The organism is Microbacterium sp. (assembly GCF_047607465.1).
GTDB lineage: Bacteria > Actinomycetota > Actinomycetes > Actinomycetales > Microbacteriaceae > Microbacterium.
In genome coordinates, this window is the sequence record NZ_JASGCY010000031.1 from 1 (window position 1) to 24,270 (window position 24,270).

Here is a 24,270-nt window from a genome sequence, read left to right on the forward strand (position 1 = left end):
ATGCCCGGCGACGCGCACGACGTCGTCACGAAACTCGGTGGGATAGGGCTTGGGCACAGCAACATCCTTCCAGGCCCACCCTCCCGGGCAAGCCAGATCAAATGTCACCTACTCGTGCAGCAGTCCCGAACTCCACCCCACCGCCTGACCCAACACCCACCCAGGAAACAACCCAGAGCTACACCACGAAACGGGACTTGACCCAAGGAAGCAGATGGGCGAGCGACACGGGCTCCGCCAGGCGATCTATCGAGACTCCCGAAACCGCGTGAGCGCCAAGAGCCGCGCCGAGCACTACGCCCAGCGTGCTCACTCCATCAGGTGCGGCCGGAGGCGTTCGGCGAACTGCGGCGCTCCTGCGCGTGCGATTGCATCAGCCAGTTCTGCCGACGTCACGGGCGGATTCTTCTTCGAGTATGCGGCACGAGTGAACGACTCGACGACTGCCTGGTGACGGTGCGACAGCAGTTGGCTGAGGAAGGTGTCGGAGGTCATCACCTGCACACCAGCCTGAGCGATGGCCGGGGCTCGGAAGTCTTTGAGATTGCGGGTCAGGAGCACATCGACATCGCCGTGGATGCACGCGGCCGCGTGGGTGCGGTCGCCGGGGTCGGGGGAGAGATCGTCGGTCACATTGCCTCCATAGATCTCTGGTGCGATGCGGTATCGACCAAAGTACGTCTGTACCGCCTTTGTGACCGAGCGCGCCGACTCGGGCGTGCGCGTCCCCTCACGCACGATGACTTCCTCCCACTCGTCCAGCAACTCGTCTGTCCAGACCCAGATGAACAACCGGTCTTCAGCAAGGTTCAGCAGCGCGTCCATGATCGTGAACGGGAAGAGCTCGCTCGTGTCGATGAAGACCCGTTGTAGTCGGGTCACGGGTTACCGAGCGCTTCGCGGATAGCGGCGGCACCTCGGCGAATCTGGTCGCGTTCGGCGATCTCGTTGATCACGTCTTGTACTCGGATGCGGCGGTGGCGACTACCTGGCAGTCGACGGTACGCCAGCACTCCGTCTGCGCAGAGCCGATCAACGAACTGCCGCGTAACGCCCATCAGCTCGGCCGCTTGTGATGGAGTGAGTTCATCATCGGTGCGCAACACGACAATGCGTGCGCCGTGCGCAACGTCATCGAGCATCGAGCGCACCGCAGACTCGACCGGAGTATCGCCGTGCAGCCGCTCCGCGAGGCTCTTGGCGTCCGAGCGAACGGCAGGGTCGACCGGATCGAGAGTGGTGACGAGTGCGCGCATTGTCATGGTGCCATTCTACGTCTAACTGCAATAACGACAATCGGTTGGCAATCGCCACTCCGAGGCAGCAGCGGGGCTGGGGTCATCGGAATGAAGACTCCTGCTCAGGCCAACCTTTTCGCATTCCTCACGAGCGGCGCCGTGGGTCTTTCCGTCTCGCCCCGGTCAGCCACAGCGCAGCCAGCGTGCACACGAGGGCGATGGCGGCGAGGAGGAAGTCGAGTCCGTACGCGGTGATCGCGATCACCGGGGAGACGAACAGCAGGACGGCCGCGACGGTCGCACCTGAGCCGGGAAAACGGCGGATGCCGGCAGCCGGCGCGCTCTCGTAGCGGACCAGCCACAGCGACAGCAGCCATACCGCGGCGAGCACGATCACGAGGAACAGGGGCCTGGTCCACCACCACACCGGGCTTCCCGGCGCGGGCAGCGGCAGGGGAAGGACGAGTTCGATGCCGATCAGGACCATGATCATCGGCAGGTGCCACAGGTAGATCGTCATGAGTCGCGAGCCGACGAGGAAGACGGCGCCCTGCGCGCCCTTCGTCCGCATCAGCGCGGTCAGCGGACGATGCAGCAGCGTCAGAGCGGACGCCTGGACGACGGCGAGCACCGCCATCGGCGCGGTGGGCGGCCACTGATTGCCGAGCATGCTCCACGAGTATCCGCCGAGGGACACGAGCGCCCACAGCGCCAGATAGCCGCCGATCACCAGCCCGATCAGCTGCGGCCACGTGCGCTTCGCGAACCAGCCGTCGAAGAGGAAGAACCCGACCTGCTGCGCGAACAGCCAGACGAAGGCGATGTTCGGGATGCCGAAGAGCTCCTGCCCGATCCCGTACCCGGTGGGAGGGACGGGGTCGATGCCGAGAACGCCGCCGATGAACGCGAAGCGGAACGCGTCGACGGCCAGCGCCGCGAGGAGCAGCGCAAGCAGCACGAGAGCGCCGTGCCGGTGGTGCAGCCGCATCATGAACGGTGCTGCGGCCTGCACGATCATGTAGGCGGCGAGGAACCACAGCGGCGACCCGACCCCGATCGCGATCGTGTCGACGAGCGCCGGATCGATCCCGAGGAGGCGGGTGGCGCCGAGCGCGACGCTGAAGACGGCGAACAGCACCACTGCCGGGCGCGCGAGACGCCCCAGGCGCACCCGCACGAAGTCGTCGGCTGTGTCGCCGCGGACGGATGCCGAGCGCCATCCCGCGCGGGCGGCGAACCCACCGACGACGAAGAAGAGCGGCATGATGTTCGCGACCCAGGAGACGGCGGTGAACCACGGCTGCAGTTCGACCGTGCGCTCGATGAGCAGCGCGCCGTCGGCGGATCGCCCCACGCCGGTGAAGAGGATGTGCACGAAGACGACGAGCAGGACGCAGGCGACGCGGGCGAGGTCCAGAGTGAGGTCGCGTCCGGCCGGTGCGGATCGGGTCGTCGTCGACCCGGCTGCGGTGCTCATGCCGATCACTCTAGCGACGGCGGCTGCAGCATCCCCCGGAGAATCGACGAAATGGCCGCTCCCACAACGGGGGAGCGGCCATTCGGATGCCGGTGGCTCAGGACTTCTGGGCGGCTTCCGCCGCCCGGCGGTTGCGACGTGTGCGGCGGATCCACCGCACGAGGAGGAGGATCACCGCGGCCACTGCGGCCCAGGGAATAATGAACCCGAGGGCGATCACGAGCGCGTTCAGCGAGACCACGAGGCCGTTCCAGCCGGCGGCGAGACCGTCGCCGAACCCGGCGGGATCGGCCGTGGGCACGGCGGCGGGGCTCGTCAGCTGCACCTGGAGGGTCGACATGGCGACCTGGTCCTCGAGAGCGTCGAGCTGCTGCTGGTACGACTGGAGCTCGGCCTGACGATCGGTCAGCGCGACTTCGGCTTCGATGAGCTCCGACACGGAGCCGGACTGCGACATCAACTCGGTGAGACGCTGGACGGACGCTGTCAGCGCCTCCACACGGGCCTTCAGATCGATCGACGTCGAGGTGACATCCTGCCGAGAGATCGAGCTCGACAGGATGTCTCCGGTATCGGCGAGCTCGTCGATCACGGCGGGGAGCTCCGCTGAAGGGATGCGGATGCTGATCCAGCCGTAGCCGCTGTCGGCGGGGAGGGAATCCTCGGTGCCGTACACCGACGTGCTCTTGCCGACGTCCGTGCTCTCGGCGTAGCCGCCGTGAGCCTCGGCCAGCGCGCTGATCTCGGCGACCGCGTCGGCGACGTCCTCGACCTCCACGGTCGCGTTCGCCGTGGAGATGATCTCGCGCCCGGCGTCGGAGGCGGCGCCCGGCAGAGCGCTGTCGGCGCCCGCCAGGGGCGCTCTCTCCGCACTCGTGTCGGCCACCGCGCCGCCGCTCATCGGCATCGTGCCGTCGCTGAGCGGCTGAGCCTCGCCGACGGCCGTGAACGAGTCGGAGCCACCGACGGCGGACAGGATGGGCGGTGTCGCCAGGACGCCGACGACGAAGGCGGCGGCGATGCCGACGCCGGTGAGCCAGCCTCTGCGTCGGGCGCGAGAGCGCTCGGCGACCCGGGCGGGTGGCCGCTCGCTCTCGATCTCGTCGAAGACGGCCGACTCGATCCGGGCGATCGCGGCGTCCGACAGGTCGGGGAGGCCTGGGGTCGTGGTGTTGTCGGTCATGCCTCGCTCGCTTCCTTCACGGCACCGCGCAGTTGGGTGCGCACTCGGGAGAGACGGTTCCGTACCACGGCATGGCTGACGCCCAGTTCCGCAGCGGCGGCCTGATAGGCGTACCCCTCGGCCGCGCACAGGCGGAAGATCTCGCGATCGAGCTCGCTCAGCGTGCCCACCTCGGCGGCGATCCGCTCCGCGAGAGCGGCCGTGATGACCTGCTCTTCGACGCTGACCGTCGCAGGCAGCGCCTCGTCGACGGCATCCGCGGTGTGCGCCTGATCCCGTCGCCGCTGGCGCAGGCGGTTCGCCGCCTGGAAGCGGCAGATCGTCGCTAGCCACGGCAGGATCGACTCGCCCTGCAGCTCGAAGCCGCGCAGCTTCCGCCAGGCGGCGACGAACGTCTCCTGCGTCACGTCCTCGGCGTCGGGGGCTGAGCCCAGGATGCCGTGGGCGATCCAGTAGACCGGGCGGACGTACAGGCGGTACAGCTCGCGGAAGGCGCTCTCGTCGCCGGCCGCGGCCTGCGCCGCCCACTTCTGATCACTCGTCTGTGCGGGCATCGTTGTTCCGTTCGGTGTCTCTCACCCGGAAAGTGTCGGCTGCCGGCCGATCGTCTCAGGATCAGTGCGCGGCGTCGTGGGTGGCCTTGGCGGTGCTCTGCGACATCTTGTCGATCCAGGCGAGGGCCAGGGCCGAGACGATGAAGACCAGGTGGATCACGACCTGCCAGAGGACTCCGGTGGGTGTGTAGCTGCCGATCTCCGTCTTCGTTCCATCGGAGTCCATGTCTCCCACTGCGATGAAGGTCTTGAGGAGGTGGATCGAGGAGATGCCGATGATGGCCATGGCGAGCTTGACCTTGAGCACGTTGGCGTTCACGTGCGAGAGCCACTCCGGCTCATCGGGGTGGCCGTCGGTGTTGATGCGCGAGACGAAGGTCTCGTAGCCGCCGATGATGACCATGATGAGCAGGTTCGCGATCATCACCACGTCGATGAGGCCGAGCACCGAGAGCATGATCACGGACTCCTCGAGATCGGCTCCGTGCAGGACGACCTCGCTGATCAGGTGCCACAGCTCGATCATGAAGACGACGACGTAGACGATCTGAGCGACGATCAGCCCGATGTAGAGAGGCGCCTGCAACCAGCGGCTGACGAAGATCAGCGAGGCGATCGACCGGGCCCAGGGGTTCTGCGGGGGCGTCTCGATGGTGGTGTTGCGTCCAGTGGTCTCAGTGTACGAAGTCGGTGTCACGCGACCATTTCACCATGTCGCCCCCGCTCCGTTAGCATTGGGTGCAACGAGAGGGAGTATCCCGGATCCGCGCGTAACGTCATCACGAGCATCGACAGAGCTGCTCCGGGCGCGCGGCGCACACTGTGCGGGGAGAGACTTTCGGTTCTTCCCGTACCCCTCATCGAAAGGTGCTGTGCACCCGTGGACATCCCTGTCTGGTTCGAGGTCGGCTCGTTCGTCGTCCTCACCCTCATCCTCATCGGCGACCTCCTGCTGGCGAAGTTCCGTCCGCACATCCCGTCGACGAAGGAGTCGTCCCTGTGGGTGGCGTTCTACGTCGGTCTCGCCCTCGTGTTCGCCTGGTTGCTGTCGGTGTTCGCCGGCGGGCCGTTCGCCACCGAGTTCCTCACCGGCTGGGCGCTCGAGTACAGCCTCTCCATCGACAACCTGTTCGTGTTCGTGCTGATCATGGCGCAGTTCGCCGTGCCGCGGCGTCTGCAGCAGATGGTGCTGATGGTCGGCATCATCATCGCGCTCGTGCTCCGCGGGATCTTCATCCTGCTCGGCGTCGCGATCATCGAGAACTTCTCGCCGATCTTCTACATCTTCGGTGCGTTCCTCATCTGGACGGCGATCCGCCAGGCCATGCCGGAGGGCGACCACGACGACGAGGTCAAGCGCGAGAACTTCATCGTGCGCCTGCTGCGTCGTCGGATCGACATCAGCGAGGAGTACGACGGCAACAGGCTTCGCACCGTGATCGACGGCAAGAGGGTCTGGACACCTATGCTCATCGTCTTCGTGGCGATCGGCGTCACCGACCTGATGTTCGCGATCGACTCGATCCCGGCGATCTTCAGCATCACGCACAACAGCTTCCTGGTGTTCACCGCGAACATCTTCGCGCTGATGGGCCTGCGCCAGCTCTACTTCCTGCTCGGCGACCTCCTCGATCGCCTCCGCTACCTGCACTACGGCATCGCGGTGATCCTCGGCTTCATCGGCGTGAAGCTGATCCTGCACGCCATACACGTGAACGAGCTGCCGTTCATCAACGGCGGCCACCACATCGAATGGGCGCCCGAGATCCCGATCTGGATGTCGCTCACCGTGATCCTCGCGTCGATGGCCGTGGCCACCATCGCGAGCCTCATCGCCTCGGCGCGGGAGCGCCGGGCGGCGCTCCCGTCAGAATGATCTGAGGTCGGCCCGCCGACGCCCCGGCCCGCGCGCGAAGAAGAAGCAGCCGAAGTGCTGCAGGTGCGTCACGTCGCAGAGTGTCATGGCGCAACGAGCACCTCTCATCGAGTGGTAATCTGGCATCATGCGGATCGTGCTCCTTCTTAGCGGCCGCGACGAGACCTCGTTCTGAGGCCCTCCTCGTCGCGGAGTCCGTTGCGGGCCGAACCGCCAGTCTCAGGAGACACTCGATGAACACCCCCGCTGCAGCATCCGCCCCCGCACGCACCCTGGCCGAGAAGGTCTGGGACGACCACCTCGTCGTCAAGGGCGAGAACGGCGAACCCGACCTCATCTACATCGACCTGCACCTCGTGCACGAGGTCACCAGCCCTCAGGCCTTCGACGGCCTGCGCACCGAGGGCCGGCCGCTGCGCCGCCTCGACCTCACGATCGCCACCGAGGACCACAACACCCCGACGTGGGAGATCGACAAGCCGATCGCCGATCTCACCAGCCGCACGCAGATCCAGACGCTGCGCACCAACGCCGCCGAGTTCGGGGTGCGCCTGCACTCGCTCGGCGACGCCGAGCAGGGCATCGTGCACGTCGTCGGCCCGCAGCTCGGGCTCACGATGCCCGGCATCACCGTCGTCTGCGGAGACTCGCACACCTCGACCCACGGCGCCTTCGGCGCGATGGCGTTCGGCATCGGCACCAGCGAGGTCGAGCACGTCATGGCCACGCAGACCCTTCCGCTGAAGCCCTTCAAGACCATGGCGATCAACGTCGAGGGCACCCTGAAACCCGGCGTCACCGCGAAGGACATCATCCTCGCCGTGATCGCGAAGATCGGCACCGGCGGGGGGCAGGGCTACGTGCTCGAGTACCGCGGCAGCGCGATCCGCGCCCTCTCGATGGAGGGGCGCATGACGATCTGCAACATGTCGATCGAGGCCGGCGCCCGCGCCGGCATGGTCGCCCCCGACGAGACGACCTTCGCGTACGTCAAGGACAAGCCGCACGCGCCCAAGGGGCAGGACTGGGAGGATGCGGTCGCCTACTGGCGCACGCTCGCCAGCGACGAGGGCGCGGTGTTCGACGCCGAGGTCTTCATCGACGCCGACGAGCTCGAGCCGTTCGTGACCTGGGGCACCAACCCCGGCCAGGGCAGCTCCCTGTCGGCATCCGTCCCCGACCCCGCCGACATCGCCGACCCCAACGAGCGCGCCGCCGCCGAGCGGGCGCTGGAGTACATGGACCTCACCCCCGGTACGCCTCTCAAGGAGGTGCCGGTGGATGCCGTGTTCATGGGGTCGTGCACCAACAGCCGTATCGAGGACCTGCGGGCCTTCGCCTCGATCATCGAGGGCAAGAAGAAGGCCGACGGGGTGCGCGTCATGGTGGTGCCGGGCTCCGCGCGGGTCCGTATCGAGGCCGAGGCAGAGGGCCTGGACAAGATCATCAAGGACTTCGGCGCCGAGTGGCGCTTCGCCGGATGCTCGATGTGCCTCGGGATGAACCCCGATCAACTCGCCCCGGGGGAGCGGTGCGCGTCGACGTCGAACCGCAACTTCGAGGGACGACAGGGCAAGGGCGGACGCACCCACCTGGTCTCGCCCCTGGTCGCCGCCGCGACCGCGATCCGCGGCACCCTGTCCAGCCCGAGCGACCTGGAGGCCTGATCATGGAGAAGTTCACCACGCACACCGGTATCGCAGCTCCCCTGAAGCGCTCGAACGTCGACACCGACCAGATCATCCCCGCCGTCTTCCTCAAGCGCGTCACCAAGACGGGCTTCGACGACGCGCTCTTCCACGCCTGGCGGCAGGATCCCGAGTTCGTGCTCAACCAGCCGGCCTTCCAGGGCGCATCGGTGCTCGTCGCAGGGCCCGACTTCGGCACCGGATCGAGCCGTGAGCACGCCGTGTGGGCGCTGCGGGACTTCGGGTTCAAGGTCGTCCTGAGCCCGCGCTTCGCCGACATCTTCCGGGGGAACTCGGGCAAGCAGGGGTTGCTCGCCGCGACCATCAGCGAAGAGGACCTCGAGCGCATCTGGGCCGAGATCGACGCGAACCCCGGCACCGAGATCACGGTGAACCTCGAAGAGCGCACCGCCGTCATCGGCGGCGTCCAGGCCGATATCGGCATCGACGATTACACTAGATGGCGGCTCATCGAAGGGCTCGATGACATCGGGCTCACACTGCGCAACGAAGACAAGATCGCGCAGTTCGAGGCCCGCCGCGAGTCGTGGCGGCCCCGGACCCTCCCCGTTCAGTAGCGCTCGGCGCAGCGACGGAAGGGGCGGGTGAGTCAGGGACGAACCCGCCCCGAGAACCGTGAATGAAGTGAGGCTCCGAATGACGACACCCGTGCGCGATGCAGTTCCGGACGGAGCATCCGCTCTCACCGGAGACGTCCTCGCCATCCGCGGAGGACGGCCGCTGCGCGGACGGGTCGATGTCAAGGGCGCGAAGAATCTCGCGACCAAGGCGATGGTGGCGACCCTCCTCGGCGAGACCGCGAGCACGCTGCGCGACGTCCCCGACCTCAGCGACGTCGCCGTCGTGCGCTCGTTGCTCGAGGTCCACGGCGTGCAGGTCGGGCCGGGCGACGAGCCCGGTTCGCTCGTCTTCGACCCGAGCGGGGTGGAGTCCGCCCACATGGAGGAGATCGACGCCCACGCCGGCGCGTCGCGCATCCCGATCCTGTTCTGCGGCCCGCTGCTGCATCGCCTCGGCCAGGCGTTCATCCCCGATCTCGGCGGCTGCCGCATCGGCGACCGCCCGATCGACTTCCACCTCGACGCGCTCCGCAAATTCGGCGCGATCGTCGAGAAGCTGCCCAGCGGCATCCGCCTGTCCACCGGCGGCGCGCGTCTGCACGGCGCGAACATCCACCTGCCGTACCCGAGCGTGGGGGCGACGGAGCAGGTCCTGCTCACGGCGGTCCGCGCGGAGGGCACGACGGAGCTGCGCAACGCCGCCATCGAGCCCGAGATCATGGATCTCATCGCCGTGCTGCAGAAGATGGGCGCCATCATCTCGTACGAGCCCAACCGCGTGATCCTCATCGAGGGTGTCGAGCGGCTGCGCGGCTACGACCACCGCTCGATCTTCGACCGCAACGAAGCCGCCTCCTGGGCGTCGGCGGCGCTCGCGACCGACGGCGAGATCTTCGTCGGTGGCGCGAAGCAGCAGGAGATGCTGACCTTCCTCAACGTGTTCCGCAAGGCGGGCGGCTGGTTCGACATCCAGGAGGAGGGCATTCTTTTCCGTCGGGAGGGCGAGCTCAAGCCCGTCGTCGTCGAGACCGACGTACACCCTGGGTTCATGACCGATTGGCAGCAGCCGCTCGTGGTCGCGCTCACGCAGGCGCGCGGGCGCTCGGTCGTGCACGAGACGGTCTACGAGAACCGCATGGGCTTCACCGAGGCGCTGGTGAAGATGGGCGCCGACATCGTCGTGCATCCGCACGGCCTGCAGGCGGGGCCCCGACGGGTCGCCCGCCGAGAGCTCGAGCAGGCCGCCGTCATCACCGGTCCCACGCCCCTGCACGGCGCCGACATCGTCGTGCCGGATCTGCGCGGCGGGTACAGCCACGTGATCGCGGCGCTGACGGCGACCGGCGAGTCACGGGTCTCCGGAGTCGACATCCTCAGCCGTGGCTACGAGAAGTTCCTCACCAAGCTCACCGCGCTCGGCGCCGACTTCGACGTCCTGCGGTGAGTCCGATGGCTACCACGCGGTCTGCCGAGAAGATGCGCCCGAGCCTGTTCTGGCCGCTCGCGGCGCTCGTCGTGCCGCTGGTCGGGCTGCTGGCGAAGATGCGCATCATCGGCGCCGACAAGCTCCCGCGCGAAGGCGCGTTCGTGCTCGCGCCCAACCACTACTCGGAGTTCGATCCCATCATCGTCGCGGTCGCCGTATGGCGGATGGGGCGCGTGCCGCGCTTCATGGCGAAGGAGAGCCTGTTCAAGGTTCCCGTGGTGGGGTGGGTGCTGCGCAGAACCGGGATGATCCCCGTCGCGCGCTCCTCCTCGGCCGCCGCCGCGAAGCAGACGATGAAGCAGTCCGAGGAGCTCGTCAAGCACGGTCGCGGTGTGATCGTGTACCCCGAGGGCACGCTGACCCGCGACCCCGACCTGTGGCCGATGCGCGGCAAGTCCGGCGCCGTGCGGCTCGCTCTCGCCGACGGCATCCCGCTGATCCCGATGGCGCAGTGGGGCACGCAGCAGATCATGGGCCGCTACCAGAAGGGCCTCAGTCTCTGGCCGCTGCGCAAGCCCGTCACCATCGTCGTCGGCGATCCGGTCGACGTGTCGGATCTCGCCGGTCGCGCCGGCGACCAGGCGGCGTTGAACGAGGCGACGACCCGGCTCATGGACGCGATCACGGCGCTGCTCGAGGACATCCGCTCCGAGAAGGCGCCAGCGGAGCGCTGGAACCCCGCCGCGCACGGGCAGAAGGAGACGGGACGCCTTGACTCCTAAGAAACCGGACGCTCCCCGTGTCACCGTCATCGGCGCTGGCAGCTGGGGAACGACCTTCGGCAAGATCCTCGCCGACGGCGGCGCCCAGGTGACGATGTGGGCGCGTCGCGCCGAGCTCGCCCACGAGATCGACGAGGCCAAGCGCAACTCCCGCTACCTTCCCGGCATCAACCTGCCGCGCACGATGACCGCGACCCACGAGCTGGCGACGGCTCTCGACGGCGCGGAGCAGGTGTACCTCTCGGTGCCGAGCCAGTCGTTGCGCGAGAACCTCAAGGCGCTGCGTCCGCTCCTCGACGACGACGTCACCATCGTCAGCCTCATGAAGGGCGTCGAGCGCTCCACCGGTCTGCGGATGAGCCAGGTCATCGAGCAGGAGCTGCGCTGCGACCCCGAGCGCATCGCCGTCGCCTCCGGCCCGAACCTCGCCCTGGAGATCGCACGGGAGCAGCCGACGGCCGCGGTGATCTCCTCCCGGAGCCTGGAGACGGCGGAGACGATCGCGCGCGCGGCGCGCAACGGCTACTTCCGCACCTTCGTGAACACCGACGTCATCGGGACCGAGTTCGGCGGGGTGCTCAAGAACCTCATCGCCGTCGCGATCGGCATCGTCGACGGCGTCGGCTACGGCGAGAATACCAAGGCATCGATCATCACCCGAGGCCTCGTGGAGATGACCGACTTCGCGGTGGCGAACGGCGCGCAGCCGGAGACGCTGCAGGGGCTCGCGGGGCTCGGCGACCTCATCGCCACCTGCCAGTCGCCCCTCAGCCGCAACAACACGGCAGGGCGCCTGCTCGGCCAGGGGTACAGCTTCCAGGACGTCGTGAAGCAGATGCAGCAGACGGCCGAGGGGCTCGCCTCCGTCGCCCCGGTGCTGCAGCTCGCACGCGAGTCGGAGGTGGACATGCCCATCGTCGAACAGGTGAAGATGGTGCTCGACGGGAAGATGAACCCGCGCGACATCGCACCCCACCTGACGACGGACGACGAGACCCCCCAGGGGGAGAGGACCAACCATGGACAAGCAGACGGTGGTGGTGCTCTTCGGCGGGCGCTCCAGCGAGCATTCGATCAGTTCCGCAACGGCGGGCGGGGTCCTCGGGGCGATTGACCGCGACCGGTACGCGGTGGTCCCCGTCGGGATCACCCGCGAGGGCGCGTTCGTCCTCGAGGACGACAACCCCGCGAAGTTCCCCCTCGACGCCGCGCACCTGCCGGAGGTCGTCGACAACGGCACGCGGATCCTGTGGCCGGAGCCCGGCGGCGACCGCACGCTGCGCGTCGTCCAGGCCGACGGGACCGTCGAAGGACTCGGCGAGATCGACGTCGTCCTGCCGATCCTGCACGGACCGCACGGCGAGGACGGCACGATCCAGGGCTACTTCGACACGCTCGAGGTGCCGTACGCCGGGGGCGGCGTGCTCGACTCCGCGCTGTGCATGGACAAGCACTTCATGAAGGTCGCGCTGCAGGCGGCAGGCATCGCCGTCGCGCCGTGGCGGACGGTGCGCGCCCGGCAGTGGGAGACGGATGCCGCGGCGGTCCGCGCCGCTGCGGCGCAGCTCGGGCTGCCTCTGTTCGTCAAGCCAGCGCGTGCCGGATCCAGCGTCGGCGTGTCGAAAGTCGTCGACCTCGGCGAGCTCGACGCGGCCCTTGCCGTCGCCTTCGCCGAGGACGACAAGGTGCTCATCGAGACGGGCGTCTCCGGGCGCGAGATCGAGGTCGCGGTGCTCGAGGGCGCCGACGGCGTTCGTGCCTCTCTTCCCGGCGAGATCGTGCTTACCTCGCGCGGCTTTTACGACTTCGAAGGCAAGTACCTCGGCGGAGACGGCGTCGACGTCGTCTGCCCCGCCGAGCTCACGGACGACGAGGTCTCCGCGATCCAGGAGATCGGCATCCGCGCGTTCGAGGCCGTCGACGGTCGCGGGCTCGCCCGTGTCGACATGTTCCTCACGGCATCCGGCGATCTCGTCGTGAACGAGCTGAACACGATGCCAGGCTTCACGCCGATCTCGATGTTCCCGAAGTGCTGGGTGGCCTCGGGCCTCGGCTACGGCGACCTCATCACGGAGCTCATCGAGGCGGGTCTGCGGCGCTGAGTCCGTTCAGCCGGTGCGCGAGGTGCATGCAGCCGTCGCGGACTGGAGGCCGGGACGGATCTTGTTCGCGAGCGATTCGACGATCGCCCGGAAGTCGACGTCGGATCCGCGCTTGATGATGATCTCGACGGCGGGGTCCCGCCCGTAGCTGACGAGGCGCTGACGCTTCTCCTCTTGGGCGAGCACGAGCCAGTCGACGCCGCCGATCGTCTGGCAGATGAGCTCCGACGGCGCGGGGACGTCGACGCCGCAGCGCAGTACGACCGTCGGATCGCCCCAGGCCCCCGTCGCCTGCGCATCGGTCCAGACGCGGTCAAGGTCGTCGATGGCGTCGGGCAGCAGCACCGACACGTCGGCGCATGCGGGATCGTCGGCGGCGGCCGCCGGTTCGACGTGCACGGTCCTCGAGCAGCCCGCGAGCGCGGTGAGCAGTGCGAGGGCTCCGGTGGCGACGAGGAGACGGCGAGAGCGGAGCATGCTCCCAGGCTACCTTTGACAGCATGCCCACTCGATCAGAAGACCCGCGCCTCGGCGATCTCTCCGAGGGGGAGATCCTGCGCGCGATCCTCAGCCGCACCGCGCCAGGAGCGCACACGATCCTCGGCCCCGGTGACGATGCGGCCGTGATCGCTGCGCCCTCGGCATCCGTCGTCGCCACGACCGACACGCTCGTGCACGGTCCCGACTTCCGCCTGGCGTGGTCGGGGGGCTACGACCTGGGGTGGAAGTCGGCGGCCGTGAACCTCGCCGACGTGGCGGCGATGGGCGCGCGTCCGACGGCGCTGCTGGTCGCCCTCGCGGTGCCGCGCGCGCTCCGGCTGTCGTTCGTCACCAGCCTCGCGGACGGACTCCGCGAGGCCTGCGCGGCACTGGCGCCCGGATGCGCGGTCGTCGGCGGCGATCTCACGGTGTCCGACGTGCTGACGATCGCGGTGACAGCCCTGGGGGATCTCGAGGGGCGCACGGCCGTGACGCGAGCCGGGGCCCGGCCGGGCGACGTCGTCGCCGTGGCCGGGGAACTGGGGCTCGCCGCGCACGGACTGGCCGTCCTCTTCGGACGGTTCCGCGACGGCGACGAGCCGGTTCCGGTCGATCCGGCCCTGCTCGCAGAGGGGGAACCCGCAGCCATCGCCGCTCAGCTGCGCCCCGCACCGCCGGTCGGGCTCGGCCCCTACGCCGCCGCTGCGGGGGCGACGGCGATGATGGACGTCTCCGACGGGCTCGCCCTCGACGCGCGACGGCTGGCGTCGGCATCCGATGTCACCCTCGCCCTCGACGGCGCAGCCCTCGGCAGCGACCCGGAGCGGGCGCTGGCGGGCGGCGAGGACCATGCCCTGCTCGCGACCTTCCCCGCGGGCGCTCTGCCCGCAGGCTTCCGCCGGATCGGCGAGGTCCGCCTCCGGGGCGCCGAAGCGCTGCTGTGCGACGACCTGCCCGTCGACGTCGTCGGCTGGGACCCCTACCGCGACTGGGACGCCGCCGCCGGGTGAGCGGCCGTCAGCGCGGCGTCGCCCAGTACACCGCGGTGTCGCCGTAGACCTTGTCGCGCAGCGGCTCGAGGCCGGCGGCGGCGAACGCCGGGGCGGCGGAGCGCTTCGCGCGCTCGACGACGACGACGGCATCGGGGGAGAGCAGCGGAGCGAGTGCGACGAGATCGGCGGTCATCGCGGTGTCGTCGAGATCGTACGGCGGATCGGTGAAGACGAGATCGAAGGTGCTCGCGCAGCGCAGCAGGAACGGATGCACGGCGCCCTCGTGCACGCGCGCGAGGGCGAGGCCGCCCGCCTTCGCGACCGCGGCGGCGTTACGGCGCACGATCCCGGCGGCGGCGCGGCCGCGTTCGACGAGGTCGACTCCGACGGCGCCGCGGCTGAGGGCTTCGAGTCCGAGCGCTCCGGAGCCCGCGTAGAGATCGAGCACCCGCGCCCCCTGAATGGCATCCGCCGATCCCAGCGATCCGAACAGCGACTCGCGCACGCGGTCGCTGGTCGGGCGGGTGCCGGAGCCTGGCACCTCGAGACGCGCCCCCCGTGCGGCGCCGGCGATGATCCTGGTCACCCGTTCACGATATCGGCCGGCGGCGTCGGAGGGTGTCCCTAGACTCGGATCATGCCGCTCACGCTCGACTCGACCCTCGACGAGGCTCTCGGCGCGGCCGTCGCGAAGTCCCTGACACGGGCCTTCGGCATGCAGAGCGTCGGCGACCTGCTCGCTCACTATCCGCGCCGCTACGCCGACCCCGCCGAGCTCACGCCGATCCGGGAGCTCCCAGTCGGCGAGAACGTGACGATCGTCGCCGAGGTGCTCTCGTCGGTCGCCCGCCCGATGCGCAACCGTCGCGGATGGATGGTCGAGGTCGTGATCGGCGACGGCATCGGAAAGATGGCGCTGACGTTCTTCGCGAAGGGCGAGCAGCCGGCGAAGTGGCGCGCAGGGGAGCTGTCGCCGGGGCGCCGCGGCATCTTCTCGGGCAAGGTGGGCGAGTTCAAGAACGTCACCCAGTTCTCCCATCCCGAATACGAGCTCTTTGACGACGAGGACGAGGCGCGCCGGCGCGCCGACGCCCGTGCGACCGTGCCCATCCCGATCTATCCGGCCACCGCCAGCCTCGCATCGATGCAGATCGCGAAGCTCGTGGGGCGAGTGCTCGACGGGCTCGGAGAGATCCCCGAACCTCTGCCCGACGAGGTGCGGGTCCGCGAGAGGCTGCTCACGGCGCGTGCGGCCCTCGAGCAGATCCACCGGCCGAAGGCCCGCGACGACATCGACCCGGCCGTGCGTACCCTGCGCATGCACGAGGCGCTCACGATGCAGACGGCGCTGCTGCAGCAGCGCGACGCCGTGCGGGCGCTGTCGGCGACCCCGCGGCCAGCGGCTCCCGGCGGCCTGCTCGAGCGCTTCGACGCCGCGCTGCCCTACACGCTGACCGCCGACCAGCACACGGTCGGCGCGCAGATCGCGCACGATCTCGTCGGCACCTGGCCGATGAACCGTCTCGTGCAGGGCGAAGTCGGCTCCGGCAAGACGCTCGTCGCGCTGCGGGCGATGCTGCAGGTGGCCGAGTCCGGCGGTCAGGCCGCGCTGATCGCGCCGACCGAGGTCCTGGCGGGGCAGCATCTGCGGTCGATCGCGAAGATGCTCGGCCCCGCGCTCGCACCCCTCGTCATGCCCACGCTGCTGACCGGGCAGATGCCGGCAGCCGCACGGCGGAAGGCCGCGCTGCGGGTCGCCTCCGGGCAGGCGCTCATCGTCGTGGGCACCCACGCGCTGCTCAGCGACAAGACGACCTTCGCCGACCTCGGTCTCGTCGTCGTCGACGAGCAGCACCGCTTCGGTGTCGAGCAGCGCGAGGCGCTGCGCGCGAAGGGCTCGAGCCCGCACGCTCTCGTGCTCACCGCGACGCCCATCCCGCGCACCGTGGCGATGACGGTGTTCGGCGACCTCGACACCTCGGTGATCCGCACGATGCCCGCCGGTCGCGCCGGCATCCAGTCGTTCGTGGCACCGCTCGCCGAGCATCCTGGTTGGTGGCAACGGGTGTGGGAGCGCGCAGCCGAGGAGATCGCACAGGGGCGGCAGGTCTTCGCCGTCTGCGCGGCGATCGACACGACGAAGAAGACCGGCGAGGCCGATGCTCTTCCCGCACTGGAGGGCGGCACAGGGCCGAAGTGGGGCGTGGTGCAGCTCGACGAGGCGCTCGCCACGCATCCGACGCTCGGATCAGTGCGCCGCGCCGTGCTGCACGGGAAGATGCCGTCGGACGAGAAGGACGCCGTGATGCAGGCCTTCGCACGCGGAGTGATCGATCTGCTGCTGGCGACGACGGTCATCGAGGTCGGCGTCGACGTGCCGAACGCGTCGACGATGATCGTGCTCGACGCCGATCGCTTCGGCGTCTCGCAGCTGCATCAGCTGCGCGGGCGCGTCGGGCGAGGGGGAGTGCCCGGTCTCTGCCTGCTGGTGACCGAGGCCGAGGAGGGGTCGATCGCCCGGGAGCGGGTCGACGCGGTCGCGGCGACCCTCGACGGCTTCCAGCTCGCCGAGGTCGACCTCGAACTGCGCGGCGAGGGCGATGTGCTGGGATCCGCCCAGGCGGGCTCGCGCTCCTCGTTGCGTCTACTGCGCGTCGTCAAGGACTCCCGTCTCATCCTGCGGGCGCGTGAGCTCGCCGAGTCGATCCTCGAAGCAGACCCGGCGCTGCGCGCTCATCCGGGCCTCCGAGAGGCCATCGAACGGCGGGTGTCCGACGAAGACCGTGCGGCCCTGGCGAAGAACTGACGTGCCTTAGGCTGGGAGCATGCCGCGTGCTGAGCGATCGAAGGAGTCGATGTGAGTAGCCGGATCGCCGTCGTCCCTGGTTCCTTCGACCCGCCGACCCTGGGGCATCTGGACGTCATCCGCCGCGCGGCGAAGCTCTACGACGAGCTCCACGTGCTCGTCGTGCACAATCCGGGCAAGGAGGCCATGCTCCCCATTGCGCAGCGCCTGACCCTGCTGGAGAAGTCGATCGCCGAAGACGAGGGCTGCGGCGAGAACATCGTGGTGGGTTCGTGGAGCATGGGTCTTCTCGTCGACTACGCGCGCGAGGTGAACGCGGGGGTGCTGGTCAAGGGCATCCGCTCGCAGGTCGACGTCGCCTACGAGTCGCCGATGGCGATCGTGAACCGCCATCTGGCCGACGTCGAGACCGTGTTCATGCTCCCCGACCCCTCGCACGCGATGGTGTCGAGCTCCCTCGTGCGCCAGGTCGCGGGCCTCGGCGGCGACGTCGCGCCGTTCGTTCCGCCGGCGGTGGCCGCCTTCCTCGACACCGGCGCCCGGGGCCTCTGATTCGGCGCTCGTCCAGGGCGGAGCCGGTAGCATTGCGGGGTGCGTCCCCGTCTGAATGGTCCTTTCGTCCTGCCTGTCCGCGACATCGTCCGCCGCCCGGGTGAGATGCGCGAACACCGTCTCGTCGTCGCTCTCGCCGAGCAGTGGGGCGAGGGGATCGTGGCGCTGGCGGCGGGCTCCGAGCTCGATCTGGACGTGCGGCTGGAGTCGGTCCACGAGGGTATCCTCGTCTCCGGAATCGCCGATGGCGAGTACTCCGGAGAGTGCGGTCGATGCCTCACGCCGATCGTGCGGCCCGTCGAAGTCGAGTTCCAGGAGCTTTTCGCGTATCCTGGTGAGGAAGAAACTGACTTCGAGGTTCAAGACGACCACGTGGATCTTGAAACTCTGGTCAGGGATGCGGCCGTGTTGTCGCTTCCATTTCAGCCGGTGTGTCAGCCGGATTGCCTGGGTCTCGACCCGAGAACCGGTGAGAAGCTGACCGTGAGCACCGGATCAGAGCCGGAGACTCCCATCGATCCTCGATGGAGTGCGCTCCAGCAGATCACAGACCAGGACGGAACGGCACAGAGCCGCGCCGCCGAGAAAGAAGAGAGCTAGTCATGGCTGGTAACCCCCCGAAGCGCAAGGTCTCCCGTTCGAACACCCGCTCGCGCCGCGCGCAGTGGAAGGCGGAGGCTCCTGCCCTCGTCAAGACCATCGAGAACGGCAAGGTCGTCTACAGCCGCCCGCACCAGGCGAAGGTCGTCACCGACTCGCAGGGCACCGAGCTCTTCCTCGAGTACAAGGGCCGCAAGGTCGCCGACGTCTGACTCGCTCGTGACTGACGTCACAACCGGCGAAGAGACTCTCTCGCAGAAGCTCCGTGTCGATATCGACGCGGAGCTTCTGGAGTTGGCGCTCACCCATCGCTCGTACGCGTACGAGCACGGCGGCATCCCGCACAACGAGCGCCTGGAGTTCCTCGGCGACTCGGTGCTCGGGCAGGCCGTCACAGTGATGCTGTTCACGACCCATCCCGAGCTCGAAGAGGGCGCGCTCGCCAAGCGGCGCGCCAGCGTCGTCTCGACGGTGGCGCTGGCTGAGGTCGCCCGCGGCATCGGCCTCGGCGACCATCTGCGGCTGGGCCGTGGCGAGGAGCTGACCGGAGGTCGCGACAAGGACTCGATCCTCGCTGACACGATGGAAGCCGTCATCGGCGCCACGTTCCTCTCGGCGGGGCCGGATGCCGCGACTGAGCTCGTGCTGCGGCTCACCGAACCGCTGCTCGCCGACCCCGAGCGGTACGGCGCGGCGATGGATCCGAAGACGAGCCTGCAGGAGCTCGCCGCACGCGTCGGTGCGACGCCTCCCGTGTACGCGGTGGAGGCCACAGGGCCCGACCACGACCGGCGATTCACCGCCACGGTCACCGTCGGAGACGTGACGATGACCGGCAACGGCACGAGCAAGAAGACCTCGGAGATGGCTGCGGCGCTGAATGCGTGGCGCGCGCTGAGCGAGCGTGCCTGAGCTCCCCGAGGTTGAGGTCGTCCGTGCGGGGCTCGCCCCCGCGGCGATCGGCTCGCGCCTCACCGCCGTCAGCGTCTTCGACGAACGCGCGCTGACTCGGCATCCGCTCGGCGCCGCCGACTTCGTCGCCCGCCTCGAGAACCGTGGGATCACGGCGGCCGAGCGCCGCGGCAAGTTCCTCTGGCTCGTGCTCGACGGCGCAGCCGATGCGCTCATCGCGCACCTCGGGATGAGCGGGCAGATGCTGCTGCGGGCGCCGGATGCCGTGGCCGAGCGCCACGAGCGGATCCGCCTGCACCTCGAGCATCCGGTGCACGGCGAGCTCGCCGTGGTGTTCGCGGACCAGCGCACCTTCGGCTCCCTCGCCGTCGATGCGATGGTCGACGACGGTCCGACGCGCATCCCCTCGCAGGTCGCGCATATCGCCAGGGACCCGTTGGATCCGCTCTTCGACGACCGCGCGTTCCGGCTCGCCCTCGCGAAGCGCAGCAGCGGCGTGAAGCGGGTGCTGCTCGATCAGGGCGTCATCAGCGGCGTCGGCAACATCTACGCCGACGAGTCGCTGTGGGCGGCGCGCATCCACCCGGAGACGCCGGCATCCGCGCTGTCGACGCAGGCCGTGCGCCGGCTGCTCGCCGAGATCCGCGCCGTGCTGGCGAAGGCCCTCGCCGAGGGCGGCACGAGCTTCGACGCGCAGTACGTCAACGTCAACGGGCAGGCGGGGTATTTCGCGCACTCCCTGAACGCCTACGGGCGCGGGGGAGAGGCCTGCCCGCGCTGCGGCGGGTCGATCGTGCGCGCGGCGTTCATGAACCGCTCATCGCACTTCTGCCCGCGGTGCCAGCGGAAACGATGACCGTGCCCACAGGCGGGAGGGTCGGGGCGACCGCACGGACGAGGCGAGGTGACTCGCCACGATCCGGGTCCGGTGCGCCGTTCTTCATCGACTCGTCCGGCAGTCAATGCGACGCCGGTATATAGTCATTCATATAGTGAACGAGAGGAGTGCATCATGGCAATGACGAGTGTCGACCTGGACCCGCAGCTGATCGAGCGTGCCCGTGCGCTCACTGGGGAGAAGTCCAACCGGGCCGTGCTGGACCTGGCGCTGCGCCGGCTGATCGCCGCCAAGCAGAAGGGCGCGATGATCGACGGCATCGCCGAGCTGTCCGAGCTGCCCGACGGGCTCGGCGCGCCGGTCGTGCCGCCGGCGGCTCCCGTCGTCTCGTGACCGACTACCTGGTCGACAACTCCGTCTGGGCGAGGCTCGCCACCGGGGACCCGGCGATCACCGCGCGGCTGCGGGCCATCGAGCGGGCTCCGGGGGACCTGCTCGTCACCTGTCCGCCGCAGGTGCTGGAGTTCTGTCACAGCGCCCGCACACCCGAGGAGCACGACCGGTACCGGGAGCGGATCTCTCTGGGCTTCCCGCTGGAGCATGCCCCTGACGATTCTCTCGTCCTGGATATTCAGGCCGCACTGTGGCACGCCGGTCTCGTGCGCGCCGCCGGCGCGATCGATATCCTCATCGCCGGGTACGCGCTCGTGAACGACGTGACCGTGCTGGCGGCGCACCATGACTTCGATCACATCGCGCAGGTCACGCAGTTGCGGCACGAATACGTCGCGCCGTCGTCGTCGTGGTGAGGATCACCCGTTCATTATCGCGTCGGGGATGGATGCCGGAACGCTCCGGATCGCTGTCCGAAGGACTCGCTATGCTCGCTGCGGGGCGATCGTCCTGTGACATCGACGCGGAGGCCTGACATGACGAACGACGAGGAACGCGACGCGATCGAGGGCGAAGAGGTTTTTGCGGGCGACCCGCGCGTGCACGTCCTCCCCGACGCCGCCGACGTCTACGCCGACGATCAGCTGTGGCTCGCCCGCGTGGCCGACCCGCTGCTGTCGATCGAGCTCAGCGCGCTCGATCCGTCCTGGACCGGACGTGTGCATCTGCTCAGCCCAGTCGAACCCGAGGACGGGCTGCTCGGCGACGGCACCGAAGCACATCACGACGACTACGCCGGGGAGAACTGGATCTCCTTCCGGCTGCAGGACGACGGCCGCTACGCGTTCCTGGGGCAGCGGGCCTTCTTCGCGATCGAAGCCGATCAGGTCTCCGAGAGCCTTACGGCGCACTACGAGGAGGCGGCAGCGGAGTATGAAGGGGCTCGTCGGCGCTGGGCGCGCGAGGGGCGCCCGACCTGGCCTGATCATGAGGACCCGTCACGCACCAGGGAGGGGTGGGATGGCGACCTGCCCGTGCTCGATGCGCTCGGCGGTGAGCCCGGCTACGGCAACTGGGCGAGCTATGCGCCGCCCGCCGCCTTCGTGCTCGACGAGAGCGACGACGCCACACCCGTCCTCCGGCTCGCAGACGGACGCCCGTTCACGTTCGTCGGCGCCACCTCTGGGTACCCGTGGCGTTCGCACGGCGCCGACGCCATCCTCGTGTTCTTCGAACCAGAGACGCGCACGGTCGCGATGACCTTCGACTGGAGCTGAGCGGGCAGAGCACCCCGCGTCACGCACCCTGCCTCATGCCTCCCGGAACGCGCCGGACAGGACAGGACGGGTGGCCCTGGTGCTCAGCCAGACGACGGCGATGCCGGCCGCGACGACGCCGCTGATGGTGAGCAGGGAGACCGGCGCGACGATCAGAGCCATCCCCAGCAGCGGGAAGACGAGGATGCCGGCGCACAGCGCCGATCCGATCGCCGTCACCAGCAACGGCGCCATCACCGCGCGCGTGCGCGCCTGGTCGACGGTGGCCATCGGCACCCCGAGTCGGTGCAGGCTCCGGTGCAGCTCGCGCTGATCGAGGATCGACGATGCCTGGTTCACGCCGACCGATGCGGCCACCGTGACGAACGAGGCGACGAGGGTGAGGATGAGGCCCGTGCGCATGTCCTGGACGAGTGCCAGTTCGGCAGCATTCGCTTCCTCGGCGGATATCACTCCCATGAGGGCCACGCCCGTCCCCGCGAACACGGCCATGAAGCTCGCCATCGAGATGCTGCTCACCTGCCGCCAGGCGGCCTTGGGATCGTCGAGCACCAGCCGTGCGGTGAGGAGCCGCTGCGGCGTCTGCGCGCGCCGCAGCCACAGCCGGGCGCTCACCCGCAGAGACCAGGGCCCCACGAGGTTCAGCACGGCGAGTCCGATCGCGAACATCATGGCGGAGACCGCGATCACCGTGACGGCGCCGGCGACCTGGGGGACCGCCTTCGCGACGACGAAAGCGACCACGATCGCGACCGCGCCGATGACGACGCGGATCCAGTGCACGCCCACCGCGCTCTGCCGGGTGCGCACGCCGAGCGGTGAGATGGCCACCCGCCGCAGCCCGACGACGGCACTGCCCGCGGCGACGAGGATCACGAGTCCGACGACGGCGAGCACCTGCACGGCGGGAAGCAGCAGCGCCTGCCATCCGAGCGCCGCGCCGCGGAAGGGGATGAGACCGATCAACGGCACGAGCGCCGCGTAGCCGAGCACGCCGGCCAGTGCACCAGCGGTCGCCAGCAGCGACGACTCGACGACCGTCGTCACGCCGACGCCGAAGGGGGTGACGCCGAGCAGCCGCAGCGTCGAGAGGCGCTCGTCGCGCCGCCGCGCCGCGAGCCGTGCGGCCGCCGCCCCCAGCGTCGTCAGCGGCATGACGAGGAGCACGAGGGCGACGGCGGCGAGCGCCTGATAGATGACGGCGTACTCGTCGTCCCAGCGCCAGAAGCTCTGGACGCCGCCGAGCACCGTGAGGATCAGCGCCGTCACCACGGCGAAGGCGACGACGGGGAGCACGAGGAGGGCTCCCTGCCCCCGCGATGGACGCAGCAGCATCGCCAGTACGTGCGCGTTCACGCCTCCACCTCCGCGGGGATGACGAGTCCGTCGTTGACGGCCACGGTGCGCGCGCAGCGCGCGGCGACCTCCGGGTCGTGGGTCACCACGACGAGGGTACGGCCCTGGCCCGTCGTCGACCACAGCAGCGCGTCCATCACCTCGCGCGAGGTGGTCGAGTCGAGCGCGCCGGTCGGCTCGTCGGCGAAGACGATCTCCGCTCCCGTCACCTGGGCCCGCGCGATCGCGACGCGCTGGGCCTGCCCGCCGGAGAGCTCGCCGATGCGCCGCTCCTCCATGCCGGAGAGCCCGAGGGCGGCGAGCCATGAGGCGGCGAGGGTCACGGCATCCGCTCTCTTCGTGCCGTTGATCATCGCGGCGAGGGCGACGTTCTCGACCGCGGTGAGCTCGGGGATCAGCAGCCCCTGCTGGAACACGAAGCCGAGCCGCTCGCGACGCAGCTTCGATCGGGCCGTCTCCGCGAGGCCGGTCAGCTCGATCGCCGCGCCGACCGCGGGCCGCACGGTCACCGAGCCGGAGTCGGGGGCGACGATGCCGGCCAGCACGTGCAGGAGCGTCGTCTTCCCCGACCCGGATGCGCCCATGATCGCGACGGATGCGCCGCGCTCGATGGCGAGGTCGACCCCGGCGAGGGCGCGGGTGGTGCCGTAGGACTTGACGAGGGCGTGTGCTTCGAGAACCGGGATGCTCATGCTTCCAGCCTCTGCGCACACGCCCCGCTCCGCGTCGTCCCGGCGAGTGATCGTCCTACATCGGTCGGATGATCTCAGAGCCGCTTCTGCCACGCCCCCCGTGTACGAGACGGGAGTGAAGCCGATCGCCTCGTTGATCGACAGCATCGGACGGTTCTCCTCGGCGTTGAACGTCGAGACCGCGGGCGAGTCCGGCACGAGCTCGCGCCAGCGCAGCAGGTTGGCGCACTTCACGATCATGCCGAGCCGGTGCCCTCGGTGCTCCGCAGCCACGAGGGTGCCGAACTGGTGCGTGAGAGCGCTCCGGTCCGCCGACACCAGCAGCTCGTTGTAGGCCACGAGCTCGCCGGTGGGCACGTGCTCGACGGCGGCCACCGCGACCAGCTGGCCGGCGCCGGTGAGGCGGGCGTCGCGGCGGACGACCCGCTCGGCGTCGAAGTGCTCGGCGACGAAGTCCATGTTGCC

27 protein-coding genes are annotated in these 24,270 nt (G+C 69.3%); 17 read left to right on the forward strand and 10 right to left on the reverse strand.

The features are described from left to right. Positions 1 to 309: 309 nt before the first annotated feature. The 6 genes from QM568_RS03125 to QM568_RS03150 all read right to left on the reverse strand — a co-directional run bounded on the left by QM568_RS03125 (position 310) and on the right by QM568_RS03150 (position 5,149). The gene (locus QM568_RS03125; protein ID WP_415135722.1) at positions 310 to 882 is read right to left on the reverse strand and encodes a putative toxin-antitoxin system toxin component, PIN family; all 573 of its coding nucleotides are present in this window, start codon (positions 880 to 882) and stop codon (positions 310 to 312) included. Next, positions 879 to 1,262: a helix-turn-helix domain-containing protein gene (locus tag QM568_RS03130; RefSeq protein ID WP_415135724.1), complete on the reverse strand. Its 384-nt coding sequence runs from the start codon at positions 1,260 to 1,262 to the stop codon at positions 879 to 881. The genes QM568_RS03125 and QM568_RS03130 overlap by 4 nt, the downstream gene beginning before the upstream one ends. 121 nt (positions 1,263 to 1,383) lie before the next feature. Further along, the gene (locus tag QM568_RS03135; RefSeq protein WP_415135726.1) at positions 1,384 to 2,715 is read right to left on the reverse strand and encodes an acyltransferase family protein; all 1,332 of its coding nucleotides are present in this window, start codon (positions 2,713 to 2,715) and stop codon (positions 1,384 to 1,386) included. A 97-nt stretch (positions 2,716 to 2,812) separates the two neighbouring features. Next, on the reverse strand, positions 2,813 to 3,898 hold the full coding sequence (locus QM568_RS03140) for a DUF4349 domain-containing protein (RefSeq protein ID WP_415135728.1): 1,086 nt from the start codon (positions 3,896 to 3,898) through the stop codon (positions 2,813 to 2,815). Further along, positions 3,895 to 4,452: an RNA polymerase sigma factor gene (locus QM568_RS03145; RefSeq protein ID WP_415135730.1), complete on the reverse strand. Its 558-nt coding sequence runs from the start codon at positions 4,450 to 4,452 to the stop codon at positions 3,895 to 3,897. The genes QM568_RS03140 and QM568_RS03145 overlap by 4 nt, the downstream gene beginning before the upstream one ends. A gap of 61 nt (positions 4,453 to 4,513) precedes the next feature. Next, positions 4,514 to 5,149, reverse strand: a complete 636-nt coding sequence (locus QM568_RS03150; RefSeq protein ID WP_415135732.1) for a TIGR00645 family protein — start codon at positions 5,147 to 5,149, stop codon at positions 4,514 to 4,516. Between the two features lie 183 nt (positions 5,150 to 5,332). Here QM568_RS03150 and QM568_RS03155 point away from each other — a divergent pair, with 183 nt between their 5' ends. The 7 genes from QM568_RS03155 to QM568_RS03185 all read left to right on the forward strand — a co-directional run bounded on the left by QM568_RS03155 (position 5,333) and on the right by QM568_RS03185 (position 12,907). Further along, positions 5,333 to 6,328, forward strand: coding sequence for a TerC/Alx family metal homeostasis membrane protein (locus QM568_RS03155; protein ID WP_415135734.1), 996 nt, complete (start codon positions 5,333 to 5,335; stop codon positions 6,326 to 6,328). 233 nt (positions 6,329 to 6,561) lie between these two features. After that, positions 6,562 to 7,995 carry a 3-isopropylmalate dehydratase large subunit gene (leuC, locus tag QM568_RS03160; protein ID WP_415135736.1) on the forward strand — a complete coding sequence of 478 codons (1,434 nt, stop codon included), beginning with the start codon at positions 6,562 to 6,564 and terminating at the stop codon, positions 7,993 to 7,995. Between the two features lie 2 nt (positions 7,996 to 7,997). Beyond that, the gene (gene leuD, locus QM568_RS03165; protein ID WP_415135738.1) at positions 7,998 to 8,594 is read left to right on the forward strand and encodes a 3-isopropylmalate dehydratase small subunit; all 597 of its coding nucleotides are present in this window, start codon (positions 7,998 to 8,000) and stop codon (positions 8,592 to 8,594) included. Between the two features lie 79 nt (positions 8,595 to 8,673). After that, the gene (murA, locus tag QM568_RS03170) at positions 8,674 to 10,041 is read left to right on the forward strand and encodes a UDP-N-acetylglucosamine 1-carboxyvinyltransferase (RefSeq protein WP_415135740.1); all 1,368 of its coding nucleotides are present in this window, start codon (positions 8,674 to 8,676) and stop codon (positions 10,039 to 10,041) included. Positions 10,042 to 10,046: 5 nt separating this feature from the next. Beyond that, entirely contained in the window at positions 10,047 to 10,805 is a 759-nt protein-coding gene (locus tag QM568_RS03175; RefSeq protein WP_415135742.1) for a lysophospholipid acyltransferase family protein, read from the forward strand. Next, entirely contained in the window at positions 10,795 to 11,919 is a 1,125-nt protein-coding gene (locus tag QM568_RS03180) for an NAD(P)H-dependent glycerol-3-phosphate dehydrogenase (protein WP_415135744.1), read from the forward strand. Before QM568_RS03175 ends, QM568_RS03180 begins: the two co-directional genes overlap by 11 nt. Beyond that, a complete protein-coding gene (locus tag QM568_RS03185; protein ID WP_415135746.1) occupies positions 11,825 to 12,907 on the forward strand; it encodes a D-alanine--D-alanine ligase family protein in 1,083 nt (360 codons plus the stop codon). Before QM568_RS03180 ends, QM568_RS03185 begins: the two co-directional genes overlap by 95 nt. Positions 12,908 to 12,913: 6 nt before the next feature. Here the strand turns inward: QM568_RS03185 and QM568_RS03190 are convergent, their stop codons facing one another. After that, positions 12,914 to 13,384 carry a DUF3515 family protein gene (locus QM568_RS03190; RefSeq protein WP_415135748.1) on the reverse strand — a complete coding sequence of 157 codons (471 nt, stop codon included), beginning with the start codon at positions 13,382 to 13,384 and terminating at the stop codon, positions 12,914 to 12,916. 23 nt (positions 13,385 to 13,407) lie between these two features. On the opposite strand from QM568_RS03190, the gene thiL reads away from it, so the two are divergent. Further along, positions 13,408 to 14,397, forward strand: coding sequence for a thiamine-phosphate kinase (gene thiL, locus QM568_RS03195; RefSeq protein ID WP_415135750.1), 990 nt, complete (start codon positions 13,408 to 13,410; stop codon positions 14,395 to 14,397). A gap of 7 nt (positions 14,398 to 14,404) precedes the next feature. Here the strand turns inward: thiL and rsmD are convergent, their stop codons facing one another. After that, a complete protein-coding gene (gene rsmD / locus QM568_RS03200; RefSeq protein WP_415135752.1) occupies positions 14,405 to 14,965 on the reverse strand; it encodes a 16S rRNA (guanine(966)-N(2))-methyltransferase RsmD in 561 nt (186 codons plus the stop codon). 51 nt (positions 14,966 to 15,016) lie between these two features. Between rsmD and QM568_RS03205 the strand changes: the two genes are divergently transcribed. From QM568_RS03205 to QM568_RS03245, 9 genes are all read left to right on the forward strand, one after another. Then, positions 15,017 to 17,185: an ATP-dependent DNA helicase RecG gene (locus QM568_RS03205; RefSeq protein ID WP_415135754.1), complete on the forward strand. Its 2,169-nt coding sequence runs from the start codon at positions 15,017 to 15,019 to the stop codon at positions 17,183 to 17,185. Between the two features lie 51 nt (positions 17,186 to 17,236). Next, entirely contained in the window at positions 17,237 to 17,737 is a 501-nt protein-coding gene (gene coaD / locus QM568_RS03210) for a pantetheine-phosphate adenylyltransferase (RefSeq protein ID WP_415135756.1), read from the forward strand. 51 nt (positions 17,738 to 17,788) lie between these two features. Continuing rightward, on the forward strand, positions 17,789 to 18,337 hold the full coding sequence (locus QM568_RS03215) for a YceD family protein (RefSeq protein WP_415135926.1): 549 nt from the start codon (positions 17,789 to 17,791) through the stop codon (positions 18,335 to 18,337). Positions 18,338 to 18,339: 2 nt separating this feature from the next. Continuing rightward, the gene (gene rpmF / locus QM568_RS03220; RefSeq protein WP_013586329.1) at positions 18,340 to 18,549 is read left to right on the forward strand and encodes a 50S ribosomal protein L32; all 210 of its coding nucleotides are present in this window, start codon (positions 18,340 to 18,342) and stop codon (positions 18,547 to 18,549) included. Between the two features lie 7 nt (positions 18,550 to 18,556). Continuing rightward, positions 18,557 to 19,249 (forward strand): ribonuclease III, encoded by a 693-nt coding sequence (rnc, locus tag QM568_RS03225; protein WP_415135758.1) that lies wholly within the window; start codon positions 18,557 to 18,559, stop codon positions 19,247 to 19,249. Continuing rightward, positions 19,242 to 20,105: a bifunctional DNA-formamidopyrimidine glycosylase/DNA-(apurinic or apyrimidinic site) lyase gene (mutM, locus tag QM568_RS03230; RefSeq protein ID WP_415135760.1), complete on the forward strand. Its 864-nt coding sequence runs from the start codon at positions 19,242 to 19,244 to the stop codon at positions 20,103 to 20,105. The genes rnc and mutM overlap by 8 nt, the downstream gene beginning before the upstream one ends. A gap of 156 nt (positions 20,106 to 20,261) precedes the next feature. Continuing rightward, entirely contained in the window at positions 20,262 to 20,480 is a 219-nt protein-coding gene (locus tag QM568_RS03235) for a type II toxin-antitoxin system VapB family antitoxin (RefSeq protein ID WP_415135762.1), read from the forward strand. Next, a complete protein-coding gene (locus QM568_RS03240) occupies positions 20,477 to 20,896 on the forward strand; it encodes a PIN domain-containing protein (protein WP_415135764.1) in 420 nt (139 codons plus the stop codon). The genes QM568_RS03235 and QM568_RS03240 overlap by 4 nt, the downstream gene beginning before the upstream one ends. 120 nt (positions 20,897 to 21,016) lie before the next feature. Continuing rightward, positions 21,017 to 21,757 carry a hypothetical protein gene (locus QM568_RS03245; protein WP_415135766.1) on the forward strand — a complete coding sequence of 247 codons (741 nt, stop codon included), beginning with the start codon at positions 21,017 to 21,019 and terminating at the stop codon, positions 21,755 to 21,757. 33 nt (positions 21,758 to 21,790) lie between these two features. Here QM568_RS03245 and QM568_RS03250 read toward each other — a convergent pair whose 3' ends face one another. Continuing rightward, entirely contained in the window at positions 21,791 to 23,113 is a 1,323-nt protein-coding gene (locus QM568_RS03250) for a permease (protein WP_415135768.1), read from the reverse strand. Then, positions 23,110 to 23,805 carry an ABC transporter ATP-binding protein gene (locus tag QM568_RS03255; RefSeq protein WP_415135928.1) on the reverse strand — a complete coding sequence of 232 codons (696 nt, stop codon included), beginning with the start codon at positions 23,803 to 23,805 and terminating at the stop codon, positions 23,110 to 23,112. Before QM568_RS03255 ends, QM568_RS03250 begins: the two co-directional genes overlap by 4 nt. Positions 23,806 to 24,270: the final 465 nt, after the last annotated feature.